Genomic DNA, 14,240 nt, shown 5'->3' with positions numbered 1-14,240 from the left:
GCTCCCTCTGAGCACGATCGAGCGGTGGAGGACTATTTGAGTGCGCCGCCGTTCACGTACGGATGCAAGGCTGGAGAAGAACCCCGTGATCATCCCGCTTGCGCGGATTGGAAGACACTGATCGGCTCGTTCGAACCGGGAGTCTCCTGATGTTCACGCGGCGCTACATCGATGTGACGTTTTCCGGTGGGCAGGCCGGCACCATCGCGTTCAAGGAGCGCGGCAAGTACGCGCTGCGGACCTCGGCGCGAATCCTACGCGCCGGCGGTTACGATCAGAGCGAGCTCCAGTTAGAGCTAAGGGGTTTGTCCCTGCAACATATCAAGGCGCTGTCCACCTACGGCACGGCAATTCATCCGAACTACAACTATTCGGTGCAGGTCGACGCCGGCGACGACATCAACGGCATGTCGACGGTCTTCATCGGCAATATCCAGCAGGCCTGGGGCGACATGAAGGCGATGCCGGACTGCCCATTCCACGTGCTGGCGACTGCGGGCGGCCAAGCCGCCGTGATGAAGGCGACGCCAACGAGTTTTGCTGGCCCGACTGACGCGGCAACAATGCTGGAGCAGCTCGCCAAAAAAGCCGGGCTCGGATCTCAAAATTATGGACTGAAAAGCAAACTCGCGGACCCGTACTTTTGGGGCTCGCCCTGGAAGCAGATGAAGGAGATCATCGACGCCGCGGTCGGCGACGGCATCATCGAGCACAAGACCCTGTTCGTCTGGCCAAAGAACGGCAACGCCGGCGGCAATCTTCTGATCACTCCGAAGACCGGGCTACGCGACTATCCATCATTCACGCAATACGGCGTGCAGGTCCGCTATGAGTTTCACCGGGAGATCGCCTATCGCTCGACCATGACGATCAAGGAGGATCTCATTCCGGAAACCGCGGGCCCTTGGGTCATTATCTGGATCGACTACAGTTTGCAGGCCAATACGCCACACGGTGACTGGTTCGCGATCCTGGACGGTACCAATCTCGGCGCGCCGGTGTTGCCGATCCCGTGAAGGAATTCTGAATGTGAGCGCGCGCTTTCGTGATGGTCGGCGCGCCTCATCTCGACGAAGATCGCTTCCGTCGGGCCGTCCAGCTGGCGGTGATGGCAACAACACCAGCAGCCCGGGCCGATTATCCAAAATCGGTGACCGGTGCCAGTCCCCCAAGCCCGCGCCGCGGATGTACCGGCGCGGGCTTTTTCAGTCGGGGAAGCGAAGCGTCTTGCCGACGGCGATGCTGAATTTAGCCCGCTCGTCGCTGTGCGTGCTCAAGTTGCTCGACAGGCCAATGAGGGCGCTACCGGCTCCGTGCGCGTCATAGCCAAATTTGCGCAGTACTAGTGGGGCAAATCTTTCGCCCTCAGCATGCGCCAGCATGCGTGCGCCAAGCTCCCTAAGCGTCCGGCTCTTTTCCCGCCGAGCCGATACCATGTCGTCGTATCTCTTGCGGCTTCGGTCTTCGAGAGTGACGAATGGCTTCGGCAATTCCGTCGGGACATTAGCGAGGAACAGCATTTGACGGCGGACCTCCATCCGCAAGTCAAAGAAACTCCTGATCGGCCGCCCAATAAACTCTGCCGCAAACCAGGCCATCACGCCGGTTGCTGCCAACCCAAAATAGGAAAGAATCGCGCCCATGATCCTCTTGGGTCTCACATCATAAAACTATGCTTAGACATCAAGGTCGCCACTAAGTTGCTTCAGCGTCTGCCTGACTTCCCACGCCACTTGACGCATTAAAGCAGGAATGATGTTTGGCATGGGCTCAACGCGTCCATCATCATGGTGGTACTGCCAGCCGCTACCCTCTTTGAGGTGAATGTACGTCCCGTCGGAGAGGGCGCCGACGTGGCCGCCACCATCTCGATGTCGGAACGAGCACACGAGTCGCTCGCGATTCAATTGTCCGCCTACCTTTTGCAGATAGATCAATTGGTTCTTCCACCAGTCTTCAAACGGAATGCGGGAATAGTCTGGGGGCCCGGATCCTAGTCGTGGGCCGTCTCCAAGCTGAGGTACGAATCCACGGCCGCCGGGGCCGGCCTCGAATATCAATAGGGACGGGAACGCGATGTCAGGCGCCCCCAGGCCATGTCTGGTATTGACACCCCCGGACGAAACAAACCCGAGTTCATCCTTCACTCCAAGCTGGCTGAGCAGCGAAGCGATGCTTCCGTGGTCATATACCAAGGTGAAGACAGCTGACGACAAGCGCTCCGCTTCCCAATGCTCTCCAGCATCGTAGCTTGCCGCCGACGCATCGAGGGCTTTCACTTGGTTCTTGAACTTCTGAATCAGCTCGTCTCGCGGGCGCTTTGGGCCAAAATTCCTTGCCATGATCCTATTCCTTACGGTCTGGCTTCGGCGGTACGACGCGGATGCTGGATGATACGGGCGCGGTCTTGGACGTCAGTCCGTGGCGCGTGTTGAAGAAGTCGACAACCGCAGGCCAATAACGCCCGCCCATGAGCGGATCGATCGCCGGCAGGCCGTGCTTGTCCTCGAGGTAACGCGCCTTCGCTGGCCAGTCCTTGGCGCGCGCGGAGCCCATGACCGCAGCCGCAATCATTTTCTCATCGGGGAATAGCGGCATGCGATCATTCATGTAGGTCACTCGGAGTTATTGCCGCGTCGGCTTGTCGATCGGACCGCTCCGCTGTTCGATCAATCCGAGAATGACGCCGAGCGACTCCCAGATGAGCTTTGCGCCGATCTTGTCCATCTCGAATCGAAAATCTTGGCCCTGCGGAGTCTTGAAGTTGAACATCACGCTGTCTTCGGAGGTTTGTCCAACATCACCCTGCTTGATTTGAAATACCCTCGCCGGGTTGGTGCCCTCATTGCGGCGCCGTTCGCTTTCTGCGGCTAGGTTCATCAGGTGCGGTAGCAACTTATCGACGAGATCAGCCGCCATGTGGATTGGCATCTCGGTCTTGAGGTCTTTGGCCAGCAGTACGACCTTGGCGTAATTACCGTCACCGGTAACGCCGATGTCCTTAAAACCATAGGCAACAATCGATTTGTCGCTCTGCGTCTTGTCATTCATGGTCGCGTCCTTCCTTCTTCCCTGCACTGGCCGTGACCGGGGACATTTCGGCCGCCGAGGCGTAGCGTCGTGTCGTCGGTGATGGCCGGATTCTGCTCACGGCCACTCGCGCAGGAGATCAGCCTCGTCGGTATGGTCGGTCCACCGCGCGGCATATGCATCTTTCGGCGCGCGCCGGACGAGCTCAAGACGCCCGGTCACGACGCCTCGCCGGATCACTCCGCCGTAGTCAACGTCGACCCACTCTCCACAAACTAGAACATCGGTTTGTATAGCAAGTGCGGGTACCGGTCGCGTAATCGGCTTTTGCAGCACGGCGTATAGGCGCGAAATCTCACGACGTCGCCCGGCGCTGAACGTTTGCGGTGTCATTAGGCACTCCTGCGAATCGACGGCGATTCTACAGGTGAGGGGCGCTATGTGTTGGCTTTCAGTCCGATCTCCACCAGCCGGCGCACGGCCGGGGCGAGCGGTGGATCATCATCCTGCGTGCTGGCCCAGGCGCGGATCGCATCCTGCAGCTCCTCGGACATCCTGACGCCATCAAATGGCAGAGCCATCGTAACTAAGATGGACTCAACCCACTTAAGGAGACCGCGATGACGATCATGTCGGATGACTTGCTGTCGGGAGCCAAGGCGATTGGCGAATTCATCGGCAAAAGCGAAAGGCAAGCGTTCTATTTGCTCGAGAACCACCTGCTTCCTGGCTTCAAGAACGGCAGAACTTGGAACGCACGTAAATCGACCATCGCGGAGCACTACGCGCGCATCGAGCGGGAGGCCGAGAAGGCCCGGATTGCGGCATTGGCGGAAAAGAGCGCGTCGGCAGCTTAGTTGGCTGAGAACCGGATCCGGGGCAACGGTGGCAATCACCCTCCTTACGAAGTGGCAGCTTCTTCAGTCGGTAGTCCAGCATCCCTCGATTAGGTCGGCGGGCATGGAGGTCGTCGCTACCGGATGGGTGGCGTCCCAAATCACGGGTACCTATGGTCTAGCGATCAGGAATTTTGCCGCAACGCGCTCAATCGTCGGCGCGGTCACAATCGCAGCAGCAAATACATGGACGCCATTTAGCATTGCCATACCGCAGGAAACCGCCGGTGCGTGGGATTTTACCAACGCAGGCGGCATGATTGTGAATTTCTGCCTTGCTTCAGCTAGCAATTGGCAAATCGGCGCTGGCACGTGGCAAAACGTCAACGCGGTAAATTCAACTACTGGAACAGCGGCGTTTATGGGAACGTCCGGTAATGCTCTATGGTTGACCGGTTTTGATCTTCGTGTTGGTTCGGTCGGTGGTTTTGAGCGCGTTCGTGCAAGCGAAATGCTTGACGTGTGTCGTACTCGTTTTCAAAAAAGTTGGGCGGCTGGAACGGCGGTCGGCACCATAACCGACGTTGGTTCCGAGCGCATTTTGCCGCCAGTAGCGTCAACAAGTGAGTGGTGTTCGGTGCCGTTTCGACCGTCGTTGGTTTCTACACCTACCGTCACGCTCTATAGCCCGACTAGCGGTGCAACCGGTAAGGTCTACAGTGGTTCAGCCGCTGCGGATGTTGCAGGAACGGTGAGTTTTCCGTGTAATCGTAACTTTCAGCCGAATTGGACTTCTGTCGCGAACACTGGTTATCGTTTCCATTGGACGGCGGATGCACGACCGTGAATTCAGGAGGATCGCACCGTCGACACGCCCATTCGCCCGACCGCAGGGGGCCAAGCGCATCCGCGAGCCGGCCGGTCGTGCACCTCGTCATGCCAGGCACCGTTATGGCGCGCCCTGGTCGCAGACGGACCTCGCCGGGCTTCGTGCCGCTGCCGTGCGATCAGCGCCTGCTGGAGCTCGTCCAGGGGCGGCTACGGAGCAAGCATCCCGATGCGATCGATCCCGAGGTCGACGGCCTGGCCGTGCTCCAACTCCAGCGCGAAAACCCGCATCTAAAGAACGGCGATTGCTGCTTCGTTGGAGGTTTCGCGCAGGTCACGACCGTGATGACGGATTCCATCACGACGCGGATTATACACGCGTGGCCCGACGAGTTAGGCCGGCGGATCTGAAGCGAAACGGTTGATTCGTCGCGTTTCTGCGAGACCCAATATTCTTCCCCGCAATCTTTATCGTTTGTTTTCGACAGGGTTTTTACTGTGATCTCGCCTTGATGCTTCTGGCGATTTGGCTCGTTCGGATTCAGGCTGTCCCCAGGTTTTCGAATCACTTGTCCACAGTGCTCGTTGAGTTTGGCGTTTCCATTTATCTTGGAGCCGCTCGATGCCGATCTATGCCGATGCTTTTAAACGCAGCGAGGATCCCAGCGCATTTCTGGCGATCGCGCGCGAACTCCACGACTTGCCCGATGCGGACTGGACTCCGTGGGAGGAGTGGGAGTTTCTGCCTAGCATGCTGCGGAAGCCGAAGGGGTACATCTTCTCGGAAAAGGAACGACGGAAACTTGCCCAGCTCTGTTGGTGCTCCGAGGAAATCTACGGGCACGACGGAGTGACCGTCGAGGTCATGATCGCGACCTGTGCAAGGTATGCTGCCGACCTTGGGTCAGACGAGGAGTGGATTGTTGGCCTCGTCGATCGTCGCGCGATGTTCGTTCGGAGGCGTCAGTTGCGCAGCCTCGTCGGTTTATATCGGTTCTGTGGGATGAATATAGCCGGCGTTGATCGATCCTTCGATCGTTGGGATGACATCGACGGTCAGCCAGAACCTCAGCAGGTGATACGTCATTCGAACGCGGCCTAGAGGGGCGCTTTGACTCAATGCGCAACGGGACAACGGCGTGCTGAAGTCAGTCAGCAGATACCCTTGTTGAAGTTAGATCACGGTTCGTCGTGAGGTCTCACAAACTTCTCAACATTTTCTTCTGCGAGGCGGATCTCGCGATCCAGGTCCGCATCGCTCATTCCGATCTCTTGTTTCCAGCTACCGTCGGTTTGCTGCCGAACAAACAGGACTCGTGCGTCCCGTAGGACAGTGGGCGCCAATACGAAGAGGCGCACATCTCTTAAGCCATCTTGAATTCGGCGGCGGATACGATGCGTACCATCGATCAGATGCCATCGCCGGCAATGATGAATAGTACGGGCTCGTCTCGACGCTCGACGGTCATGGCATCAACCACCGATTGATCGTATTCGTAACCCGCGATGTTCTGTTTGAGCCCGTCGTCTATGACGCTAAACTGCGGTCTTGCGCCTTCGCGCGAAATTTCGTCCCTACATTTCGCTATATTGATGATGCCCCAACGATCATGCATGTGGCATTCATCGCCGGGCATGCTGCCGATGAAAGCGCACCGGCCGGTAGGCGAATCGAAGTAGTAGCCTCGACCTCCGGATATGGCTTCGTAGCCCGGGAGGGCCGCTAGTTCAGCTTTCGAGACGATCCTGCGCGGCATATCCAAAGCACCTGTCGAACAATCCTGCTCTCTCGAAAAGCAGCACGGGTCATTCAATCAGTGAAAGACATTGCTCTATGGCTGCATCGGCCGTGTCGCGCTGCGTCCAGGGGAATTGTGCGTTCACCCAAACCCTTCCGTTCCTCGGATCGACGACATGATCGTCCAATGTGGAAGGTTGAATGACAATGTCGGTGTCACGATACACCGTCGTGGTGTATTTGCCAGTTTCGTGATTGCGGAGCGCTTCTATTCGAAAGCGATCGGTTGTTCCGTCCGGATGGTCCCAAACAACTTCGATGGTCTTCTCAACAGTGTACGACTCAATCACCGGCTTAAACTTGTCCAGATTCATTTTTTCTCTCATTGTCTGGGAGCGTGAGGCCTCAGTGGATTGCGTTTTAGGCCATTCGCGCCACGTTTGAAGCAGAAACATATCAATGCTGACCTCCCCGCGAAACGATCGCATCCAACCGCAGCTTCCAGTGGAGGGCAACCCGCTTTCGAAGGGATGCCGCGACAACTCTATCGCGTGTCGTGATTGTCGATAGACTGCTCTGCATGGTGAAGAGTTCAGATATTCGCTTTCGGATCGACCCTGGTGACGTGCCCCCAGAAAAAGCCGCTCGCCGGCTGCATCTCACGCTTGCCCGGTTCAACGAACTGCTACCCAATCTGTTGAAGCGCGGCTTCCCGCCCGCCGATCCGGACACCGGCATGTTCGACCTCGAGCGGATCGATGAATGGCGCGCGGCGCGCCATAGTCGACCGGAGCCTGAGCCGCGTCCGTCACCGCCAGAGCCAAGGCTTTCGCCAGGCGAGCGTCTCGCCCGGAAAATCAGAGAACGGTACCAGCAGCGCAACGCTTCGAAGCCCGACGATAATGCGGAGCGAATGATTGCCGTGATCGAGGAGCAGCGAAAGCAAGGCCGGAAGCGCAAGCTCACTCCCCCCTAAGCCGCTTCCGGCTGGGCGATCGCCGGCGCCGGATCCGATTGCCAAACTCCTCCGCGACCTTCGAGAGAAGGTCAGTGGGAAGACGCTCCAGCAGCGGCTGGCTGTCATCTGCTGTCGTTGGGCCGGGCGGCAGGTGAGGCGGGTCTGGCGGCGGAGGCGGCATCATGTGACGCTATCGGAGCCCTTCCGGTTCGTCCGGCGGGCTTTCCATTCGAGCCCGCTCTTTGATTTCGATAGCCGTTCCTCGCGCCGTTTTCTGGCCATTTCTGCCATCTGGAGCGCTCCTTGCATCGCATACTCGGTAGTGTCCGAAGGCGTCTTGCCGGACAGCATCCGGTCAACGTCCTCCCAGCGCCAGCGAGGAGTCCCGGTCGGAAAAGTATCGCAGGGGGCGGCAGCCGGCCTTCTTTCTCACTGGCTGGTTTCGACCCCCCGGCTGCCGGTCCGGTACCGGCGATGGCTGTCGAAAGCCGAACCAGTGAGCAACTACCCATGAACCGTCCCTTTCGGAGTCCCTCTCCAGAGGCCTGCGAGCGCCTCCCAGCGTTCATTCTCGCCGGCCTCTCTCCACGACTCCAAGATGCGATCGCGGCCCTCAGACGTGCCCGCAACGAGGCTGCCGACCAAATCGAGCGGCTACTGACGTCTCCGATCTCGCACGATGAGACGGAGTCGGTCGTGAACCCGACCCTCGATCCCGACGGTAGGACTGTATCGTTCCTGGGAATCTACACAGAGCAGCAGATCGCGGCGGCACGTGCTGTTTTTGCCGCCCGTCATTTAGTCGCGGACGAGATCGAGCGGCTCATGGCGGTGCTGGACGAGCTCAGCGGCGACGAGGATCTCGAGCTCAATGTCCCCAACGGGTATGACGATCCTTGGTTGGACGACGGGGAGGGCGTCACGGTGTCAAGCCGCGCAGGATCGTACGTCTCGGACGGAGATTCCGAGCCCTCGCTCGCTGGGTTCGGCGCTCTAGCCTTCGGCGGCGCTGATCTTGAGGAGGATCCGTCAGAGTCGGGTATCGCGGATCTCGACGGTCTGATCGAGCAGTTCCGCAGGCCCTAGATTTGAAAGCTACGCCGCCGGGCTCGAAATACATGTCCCGGCGGCGTTCTGTTATTTCCAGCGTCTGCGCAAATCAGGCGCGCAATACACACCAATCAACAAATATAGTTACGTCGAATCTTCCCGCCTGAATGTCGTAGGCCATGACTTCGAAACCGCCGTCCTTTTTCTCATGAATGAACGCACAATAGAGGGGTCCCTTTCTGTCGGGACCAGATCCACCGTTGGTTATGTGCGGGGTCAGAAGTACCTGGTCGTCCTTTCTCATTGTTGGGACGGGAACACTCTCAATCCCAAACTCTCGGTTTAAGCTCTTAATCTCAACCTTGCCTATTGCGAGTACGGAGGGCATGCAAATTCCTCCCTAGGGGTTTGGGGTGGTAAAAATTACCACCTGGGCGCGAGACTAACCCTTCAATCAGCGGTTGAGTATGGGTCCAAACACCGCAGCCGACCCAAATTCGGTACCGTCACCCGGACTTTCGGTAGAACAAATCACGAAGTGCCGTGTTGCACCCGTGTTGCGCGGAGTGCAGGATTCGAACCTGCAACCCGCGGAGTAAAAATCTGCTACTCGTTGTTCGGAAGTAAACTTCGCCAACCACCGATTGACCACCGAAACACCGTGAACGAACAGCGATAAAAGTGGTCAATCCGGATCGAGCTTCGTTGCTTTTGTTGATTTTTTCGGTCGCTGATTACGTTCGGGACGCAGGGGTCGCAGGTTCGAATCCTGCCACTCCGACCATTCTTTCAAGCACTTATAGTTTCTGTGTTTTTCGTGCGCAACGACATGCGCATCGATTTGAAGCGCGGCTGCCATGTCGGTCGATTTCGGGACGCCGGTCCCTGATATCGGCGATTCGGGACCATTGGAGCGCGCGAGGGAAGCGGCCCCTGACGTGAAAATGCGTAGCACGTCACCAAGCACCACACGGTCTCCCTTCGGACCTCTCGGCTGATCCTGTCCGACATCAAAGCACGAATAGCCCGCCGCGAGTAGTGCTCAGCTTGCCGGCGCAAATACCCGTCAGGGGTTGCCGACCTCAAAGGCCAGCAGAACGTTGCCGGGCAGGCCGCTCCATTGCGCGTAGCCGGAATTGACGTACAGCATGCCGTCGACGACGACCGGGCCGGGTCCGTCCATGGCGCCGCCATGGGCCGCAACGCCGTTGACCGTGGCGTAGTCGCGGGCGGTGTCGATTTCCCAGAGCAGCCGTGCGTCATCGGTCGCGTAGGCGCGCAGGAAGCCGCTCACGCCGCCCGAGAACACGACGCCGGGAATGGCGGTGACCGCCGCGGAGAGAGCGGGGCTACACTGGGGGCGGTCGCCACAGGCCACCGGCGCCACCTGCATCGCGATCCTTCCGGTCGCAAGATCGAGCCCGAACAGGCCGCCACCTTCGCTTGAATTCAGACGTCGCGTGCCGTCCCTGAGAAATCGTACGTCCGAATTGGCGACATAGATTCGGTCCTGGTCGGCGGCGGAACCCCATTCGGTCCCGCCCAACGCGCCACCCTTGCCGATCCGCGTCTGCCACAGGATCTTGCCCTCGTGGTCGGGATCGAGCGCGTGGACCACGCCGGATTTCTGGCCGATCACCAGCACGCGCTGTCCGTTACGCAGGCTCACCAGGATCGGTGATTGGCCGAAATCATGGTCGGGGCCGCGGTCTTCCGGACAATTGCTCTGATCGGTGCCGAAACACGCAACGACGAAGCTGTCCTTCGGTGTGGCCTGTTGGTGCCAAAGCATTCGGCCGGTCGCGAGATCGAACGCGAGGATGGCATCGCTGGTGTCGGTTGCCGGATCGGCATAGCTGTTCGAGGTCGCGACATAGAGCGCCTGGCGCTGCACGTCGATCGTCGGCGCGGACCAGACCGACGCGCCGGCCGGACCGAACAGCTGGGTCCCGAGGGCGTTCGCCCGTGTCGGATGCGGTGCCTCGGGAATCGTATAGGCCTTCCAGATCTGCGCACCGGTCTCGGCCTTCAGCGCAACGACGCTGCCGCGAAACGTACAGCACTGGTAGGTGGGACGAGACCCGATAGCCTCCTCGATCGATGAAACCCCGACATAGACGACGCCGGAATAGAACACTGGCGCACCGGTAATCCGGGCGGCCACATGATCGTCGACCTTGCTCTTCCAGATCAGCTTGCCGGTCGCGGCATTCAGGGCGTAGACGTTGGCGCGCACATCGCCAAAGAAGATGGCAGACTGGTCGTTGTCCAGTGGGGCAAAGCTGATGGCCGTCCGCACCGGCGCCTCGGTCGGAAACTCCCAGCGCGTGCAGCCGGTTTTGGCGTCGAGGGCGTGGACCTTGCGGTCGCCGCCACCGACGAACAGCAAGCCACCGACGACGGCCGGCTGCGCGTTGGCGTTCGACGTGTCAGGAAATCCGAACGCCCATTTCAGACGCAGCCGCGGGACCTGGTCTTGCGCGAGGCCGGCCATTGCCGCCGGCTGAAACCGGCTGTTGTTGATATCCGTGCCCCAACCGTTCCACCGCGGCCCATCGATCGGCTGCGGAAAGCCGGTCTCGTTCTGCGCGCATTGGCCTGCGCTCTCGGTTGGCACGAGCGACGCGGCCTTTCCGGTGACGAGTGAGGCGATCGCCGCCCGCTCGTCGCTGGCCAGTCCCTGCGCGAAGGATGCCATCGGGCCCGTGGTGATCGCACCAAGCACCTCGTCGAACGATCTGGATTGCAGCGCGGTGCGGCTCGGCGCGCGAACAGCCGCGTTGCTGCTGTCGTGACATTGCGCACAGCGTTGCGCGTAGAGATCGGCACCGGCTTGCTGCGCCGCGGCGGGCAGGCAAGACGAGATCAGGGCGATGGCAATCGCAGCACTCAGTTTCATCGTGATTCACCGGAGTTGGTTTTTGATGAAGAGAGCAATTGCAGCTTAGCACAACCTTCCGGCTGCCATCGTGCTTGGCGGAGGCCGGCCGCACGTATGGCGGTGCAGGATCCGATCGCCGCCTTCAATTCGAGCGCCCGCTGGCGCGATCTCCCATTGACAGGTCGGCCGATGTGATAGAATTATAACAAGATAAGTTGCAAAAATAACAATATGTCACCATCGTACCAGCGCCGCGCGCGGTCGACGGGAGGAAAATTTGGAATTGTCCGGTTCGATCGCAGCCGAGCCTCGGCCGTCGACGGCGCTGTTGATGGTCGGTGGCATCAACAAACGCTTCGGCGGCGTGCGGGCGTTGCGCGACGTCAACCTCGAGGTCCGGGCCGGCGAGGTGCACGCGCTGCTGGGCGAGAACGGGGCCGGCAAGTCCACGCTGATCAAGATCCTTAGTGGTGTCCACGCGGCCGACAGCGGCACGATCGAGATCGCCGGCAAACCAGCTACGTTCGACAGTCCGGCTAGATCGCGCGAGGCAGGCATCGCCGTCGTCTATCAGGACCTCAGTCTCGTCGAGTCGCTGAGCGTCGCCGACAATCTGTTGCTCGGCCGCGAGCCGCGTACGCGGTTCGGCTTTGTCCGCAAGCGCGAACTGATGGCCAGGGCCGGGGCGTTCCTGAGCGAGCTCGGCATTCCCCTCGATACCAAGGCAGCAGTCGGCTCGCTGCCGTTCGCCTACCGCCAGATGACCGAGATCGCCAAGGCACTGATGGGCGAGGTGCGCCTGTTGATCCTCGATGAACCGACATCGTCCCTGACTTCGGATGAAGTTCGTATCCTGTTCGACGCGATCGGCAAGGCGACGCGCCGCGGCGTCGGCGTGATCTATGTGACGCATCGGCTCAACGAGGTGTTCGAGATCTCGCAGCGTGTCACGGTGCTCCGCGACGGCGCCAATGCCGGCACGTTCGTCACCGCCGAGACCGACATGAAGCGGCTGGTGAACTCCATCATCGGCACCGATCGATTGGCGCCCGCGGCGTCGCGCGCTGAACCTGCAGTTGCGCGTTCATTCGATCCGTCGCCGGTTCTGTCGCTGTCGCGCGTGTCGAACGATCGCCTGTCGGCCGTCGAACTGTCCGTGATGAAGGGTGAGATCCACGGCCTTGCCGGATTGATAGGCAGCGGACGCACCGAGATTCTGGAGACCATCTTCGGCCTTCGGCCGGTCGACAGCGGCACATGCCAGATCGACGGTCGGCCTTGGCTGCCGAGGAGCCCGGCCGATGCGATCGACCATGGCGTCGCGCTGGTGCCGGAAGACCGGCATCTGCAGGGCCTGGTGCTGGATCATTCGATCGAGCGCAACATCACCTTGCCGCGGATTCCGCATTTCTCGCGCTGGGGCTTCATGCAGCAGCGCGCCGCCGCCCGGCGTGCCGACGCTGCGGTGGCGAGGCTGTCGGTGAAGGCGCAAGGCGCTTCGAGCCTGGTCAGGACATTGTCCGGCGGCAACCAGCAGAAGGTCGTGTTCGGAAAATGGAATGATCCGCGGCCGCGCGTTCTGCTGCTCGACGAGCCGGCGGTCGGCGTCGACGTCGGCGCGCGCGAGGAGATCTACGGCGTGATCCGCAATGCCGCTCGCGACGGCACCGGCGTCCTGGTGGTCTCGTCGGACCTCGTCGAACTGATCGAGCTCTGCGACCGCATCTCCGTGATCGTCGATGGACGCGTGGCGCGAACGCTGCTGCGCGGGGAGATCGATGATGCCGAAGAGCTCCATCATCTGCTGCAGATCTACCAGGCTTCCGAACAAGGCGTATTGCAAGAGCTGCCCGCATGACCGAACTGACCGCGCCCAACCTCGTCGCCTCGTCGACCCGATCCGATCGACGCCGCAAGCTGCTGCAGAATCTGCTGCGGGGTGAGCGGCCCTACATGCTGTACATCGCCTTCGTGGTGCTGCTGGTCGTGTTCAGCCTGTCCTCGCCCTGGTTCCTGTCGGTCGACAATTTCCTGAACATCGGACGCCAGACCACGCTGGTCTCGATCATCGCGGTCGGCATGACCTTTGTAATCATCGCGCGCCAGATCGATCTGTCGGTCGCATCGACATTGGCGCTGTCGGGCATGGCCGCGGCGCTCGCGATGAGTCAGATCAACAATAGCTGGATCGTAGGCTCTGTTGCCGGGCTCGGCACCGGCGCGCTGGTCGGGCTGCTCAACGGCATCCTGACCACGCAGCTCTCGATCCCGTCGTTCCTGGTGACGCTGGGTTCACTGAGCATGGCGCGCGGTTTGGCGATGATGGTAACCAATACCAAGCCTGTCATCATCACCAACGAGACGTACTTTGCGATCTTCGGCGAAGGCTCGTTCCTGGGCATACCGGTTCCGATCGCCTGGACGCTGGCGGCGATGATCGTCGGCATCCTGCTGCTGCACTATAACGTGTTCGGCCGCCGCATCTATGCGGTCGGCGGCAATCCGACCGCGGCGCTGTATTCCGGTATCAACACCAAATGGGTAACGACCGCGGCCTTTGTGCTGACCGGCGCGCTCGCCGGGCTTGCGGCGCTGGTGCTGTCCGCGCGCTCGCACGCCGCGCGGCCCGACGTCGTGCAGGGCATGGAGCTCGACGTCATCGCCGCCGTGATCCTCGGTGGTTGCAGCCTGTTCGGCGGGCGCGGCTACATCCTGGGGACGCTGTTCGGCAGCCTCATCATCGGCACACTCAACAACGGCCTCGTGCTGCTCGGCGTCAGCTCGCCGCTGCAGCTCGTCATCAAGGGAGCGATCATCGTGGCCGCGGTCGCCTTCACGAAACGCTAGAGCACGACGGTGCAGCGCATGGGCCGCAAGGTCAGGCGTTGCAAGGGTAGGGGCAAGGTCGCCGGCCTCCGG

Annotated in this window: 18 protein-coding genes and 1 tRNA gene; 9 read left to right on the top strand and 10 right to left on the bottom strand. The window is 60.4% G+C overall.

The features are described 5' to 3' along the window. Window positions 1-149 precede the first annotated feature (149 nt). A complete protein-coding gene (locus tag ACVWZM_RS07705) occupies window positions 150-1,016 on the top strand; it encodes a baseplate hub protein (protein ID WP_456852350.1) in 867 nt (288 codons plus the stop codon). Between the two features lie 189 nt (window positions 1,017-1,205). On the opposite strand, the gene ACVWZM_RS07700 is transcribed toward ACVWZM_RS07705, so the two are convergent. From ACVWZM_RS07700 to ACVWZM_RS07685, 4 genes are read right to left on the bottom strand one after another with little or no spacing between them, the layout of a single operon-like run. Further along, complete coding sequence (locus ACVWZM_RS07700) at window positions 1,206-1,643, bottom strand: hypothetical protein (protein ID WP_456852348.1); 438 nt, start codon at window positions 1,641-1,643, stop codon at window positions 1,206-1,208. A gap of 33 nt (window positions 1,644-1,676) precedes the next feature. Then, on the bottom strand, window positions 1,677-2,342 hold the full coding sequence (locus ACVWZM_RS07695; protein WP_456852346.1) for a hypothetical protein: 666 nt from the start codon (window positions 2,340-2,342) through the stop codon (window positions 1,677-1,679). A gap of 4 nt (window positions 2,343-2,346) precedes the next feature. Further along, window positions 2,347-2,610: a hypothetical protein gene (locus ACVWZM_RS07690; RefSeq protein WP_456852344.1), complete on the bottom strand. Its 264-nt coding sequence runs from the start codon at window positions 2,608-2,610 to the stop codon at window positions 2,347-2,349. Window positions 2,611-2,625: 15 nt separating this feature from the next. Beyond that, window positions 2,626-3,051: a hypothetical protein gene (locus tag ACVWZM_RS07685; RefSeq protein WP_456852342.1), complete on the bottom strand. Its 426-nt coding sequence runs from the start codon at window positions 3,049-3,051 to the stop codon at window positions 2,626-2,628. A gap of 599 nt (window positions 3,052-3,650) precedes the next feature. Here ACVWZM_RS07685 and ACVWZM_RS07680 point away from each other — a divergent pair. The 4 genes from ACVWZM_RS07680 to ACVWZM_RS07665 all read left to right on the top strand — a co-directional run bounded on the left by ACVWZM_RS07680 (window position 3,651) and on the right by ACVWZM_RS07665 (window position 5,796). After that, the gene (locus ACVWZM_RS07680; protein WP_456852340.1) at window positions 3,651-3,887 is read left to right on the top strand and encodes a hypothetical protein; all 237 of its coding nucleotides are present in this window, start codon (window positions 3,651-3,653) and stop codon (window positions 3,885-3,887) included. 103 nt (window positions 3,888-3,990) lie between these two features. Continuing rightward, window positions 3,991-4,713: a hypothetical protein gene (locus tag ACVWZM_RS07675; protein WP_456852338.1), complete on the top strand. Its 723-nt coding sequence runs from the start codon at window positions 3,991-3,993 to the stop codon at window positions 4,711-4,713. Between the two features lie 77 nt (window positions 4,714-4,790). Continuing rightward, window positions 4,791-5,105 (top strand): hypothetical protein, encoded by a 315-nt coding sequence (locus tag ACVWZM_RS07670; protein ID WP_456852336.1) that lies wholly within the window; start codon window positions 4,791-4,793, stop codon window positions 5,103-5,105. Window positions 5,106-5,316: 211 nt separating this feature from the next. After that, a complete protein-coding gene (locus ACVWZM_RS07665; protein ID WP_456852334.1) occupies window positions 5,317-5,796 on the top strand; it encodes a hypothetical protein in 480 nt (159 codons plus the stop codon). A gap of 307 nt (window positions 5,797-6,103) precedes the next feature. Here ACVWZM_RS07665 and ACVWZM_RS07660 read toward each other — a convergent pair whose 3' ends face one another. Further along, window positions 6,104-6,451, bottom strand: coding sequence for a hypothetical protein (locus tag ACVWZM_RS07660; RefSeq protein ID WP_456852332.1), 348 nt, complete (start codon window positions 6,449-6,451; stop codon window positions 6,104-6,106). A 49-nt stretch (window positions 6,452-6,500) separates the two neighbouring features. Next, a complete protein-coding gene (locus tag ACVWZM_RS07655; RefSeq protein ID WP_456852330.1) occupies window positions 6,501-6,806 on the bottom strand; it encodes a hypothetical protein in 306 nt (101 codons plus the stop codon). A gap of 206 nt (window positions 6,807-7,012) precedes the next feature. Here ACVWZM_RS07655 and ACVWZM_RS07650 point away from each other — a divergent pair, with 206 nt between their 5' ends. Next, complete coding sequence (locus ACVWZM_RS07650) at window positions 7,013-7,408, top strand: hypothetical protein (RefSeq protein ID WP_456852328.1); 396 nt, start codon at window positions 7,013-7,015, stop codon at window positions 7,406-7,408. Window positions 7,409-7,900: 492 nt separating this feature from the next. Next, window positions 7,901-8,476: a hypothetical protein gene (locus ACVWZM_RS07645; RefSeq protein ID WP_456852326.1), complete on the top strand. Its 576-nt coding sequence runs from the start codon at window positions 7,901-7,903 to the stop codon at window positions 8,474-8,476. Window positions 8,477-8,549: 73 nt separating this feature from the next. On the opposite strand, the gene ACVWZM_RS07640 is transcribed toward ACVWZM_RS07645, so the two are convergent. From ACVWZM_RS07640 to ACVWZM_RS07625, 4 genes are all read right to left on the bottom strand, one after another. Further along, window positions 8,550-8,828, bottom strand: a complete 279-nt coding sequence (locus ACVWZM_RS07640) for a hypothetical protein (protein WP_456852324.1) — start codon at window positions 8,826-8,828, stop codon at window positions 8,550-8,552. A 172-nt stretch (window positions 8,829-9,000) separates the two neighbouring features. Continuing rightward, window positions 9,001-9,074: transfer RNA gene (locus ACVWZM_RS07635), tRNA-Lys, on the bottom strand. Between the two features lie 51 nt (window positions 9,075-9,125). Next, a complete protein-coding gene (locus ACVWZM_RS07630; protein WP_456852322.1) occupies window positions 9,126-9,407 on the bottom strand; it encodes a hypothetical protein in 282 nt (93 codons plus the stop codon). A 99-nt stretch (window positions 9,408-9,506) separates the two neighbouring features. Next, window positions 9,507-11,339 carry an outer membrane protein assembly factor BamB family protein gene (locus ACVWZM_RS07625; RefSeq protein ID WP_076829086.1) on the bottom strand — a complete coding sequence of 611 codons (1,833 nt, stop codon included), beginning with the start codon at window positions 11,337-11,339 and terminating at the stop codon, window positions 9,507-9,509. Between the two features lie 259 nt (window positions 11,340-11,598). Between ACVWZM_RS07625 and ACVWZM_RS07620 the strand changes: the two genes are divergently transcribed. After that, on the top strand, window positions 11,599-13,179 hold the full coding sequence (locus ACVWZM_RS07620) for a sugar ABC transporter ATP-binding protein (RefSeq protein WP_168858450.1): 1,581 nt from the start codon (window positions 11,599-11,601) through the stop codon (window positions 13,177-13,179). Beyond that, the gene (locus ACVWZM_RS07615) at window positions 13,176-14,168 is read left to right on the top strand and encodes an ABC transporter permease (RefSeq protein WP_076829084.1); all 993 of its coding nucleotides are present in this window, start codon (window positions 13,176-13,178) and stop codon (window positions 14,166-14,168) included. Before ACVWZM_RS07620 ends, ACVWZM_RS07615 begins: the two co-directional genes overlap by 4 nt. The last annotated feature ends 72 nt before the right edge of the window (window positions 14,169-14,240 follow it).

The organism is Bradyrhizobium sp. USDA 4501 (assembly GCF_054062115.1).
Note: the sequence above shows the minus strand (reverse complement) of the source record. Positions and strands in the feature narration are given on the sequence as shown.

Coding starts and splice junctions, on each gene's coding strand:
- ACVWZM_RS07705 (WP_456852350.1), top strand. CDS start 150: ATGTTCACGCGGCGCTACATCGATGTGACGTTTTCCGGTGGGCAGGCC.
- ACVWZM_RS07700 (WP_456852348.1), bottom strand. CDS start 1,643: ATGGGCGCGATTCTTTCCTATTTTGGGTTGGCAGCAACCGGCGTGATG.
- ACVWZM_RS07695 (WP_456852346.1), bottom strand. CDS start 2,342: ATGGCAAGGAATTTTGGCCCAAAGCGCCCGCGAGACGAGCTGATTCAG.
- ACVWZM_RS07690 (WP_456852344.1), bottom strand. CDS start 2,610: ATGAATGATCGCATGCCGCTATTCCCCGATGAGAAAATGATTGCGGCT.
- ACVWZM_RS07685 (WP_456852342.1), bottom strand. CDS start 3,051: ATGAATGACAAGACGCAGAGCGACAAATCGATTGTTGCCTATGGTTTT.
- ACVWZM_RS07680 (WP_456852340.1), top strand. CDS start 3,651: ATGACGATCATGTCGGATGACTTGCTGTCGGGAGCCAAGGCGATTGGC.
- ACVWZM_RS07675 (WP_456852338.1), top strand. CDS start 3,991: ATGGAGGTCGTCGCTACCGGATGGGTGGCGTCCCAAATCACGGGTACC.
- ACVWZM_RS07665 (WP_456852334.1), top strand. CDS start 5,317: ATGCCGATCTATGCCGATGCTTTTAAACGCAGCGAGGATCCCAGCGCA.
- ACVWZM_RS07660 (WP_456852332.1), bottom strand. CDS start 6,451: ATGCCGCGCAGGATCGTCTCGAAAGCTGAACTAGCGGCCCTCCCGGGC.
- ACVWZM_RS07655 (WP_456852330.1), bottom strand. CDS start 6,806: ATGAATCTGGACAAGTTTAAGCCGGTGATTGAGTCGTACACTGTTGAG.
- ACVWZM_RS07650 (WP_456852328.1), top strand. CDS start 7,013: ATGGTGAAGAGTTCAGATATTCGCTTTCGGATCGACCCTGGTGACGTG.
- ACVWZM_RS07645 (WP_456852326.1), top strand. CDS start 7,901: ATGAACCGTCCCTTTCGGAGTCCCTCTCCAGAGGCCTGCGAGCGCCTC.
- ACVWZM_RS07640 (WP_456852324.1), bottom strand. CDS start 8,828: ATGCCCTCCGTACTCGCAATAGGCAAGGTTGAGATTAAGAGCTTAAAC.
- ACVWZM_RS07625 (WP_076829086.1), bottom strand. CDS start 11,339: ATGAAACTGAGTGCTGCGATTGCCATCGCCCTGATCTCGTCTTGCCTG.
- ACVWZM_RS07615 (WP_076829084.1), top strand. CDS start 13,176: ATGACCGAACTGACCGCGCCCAACCTCGTCGCCTCGTCGACCCGATCC.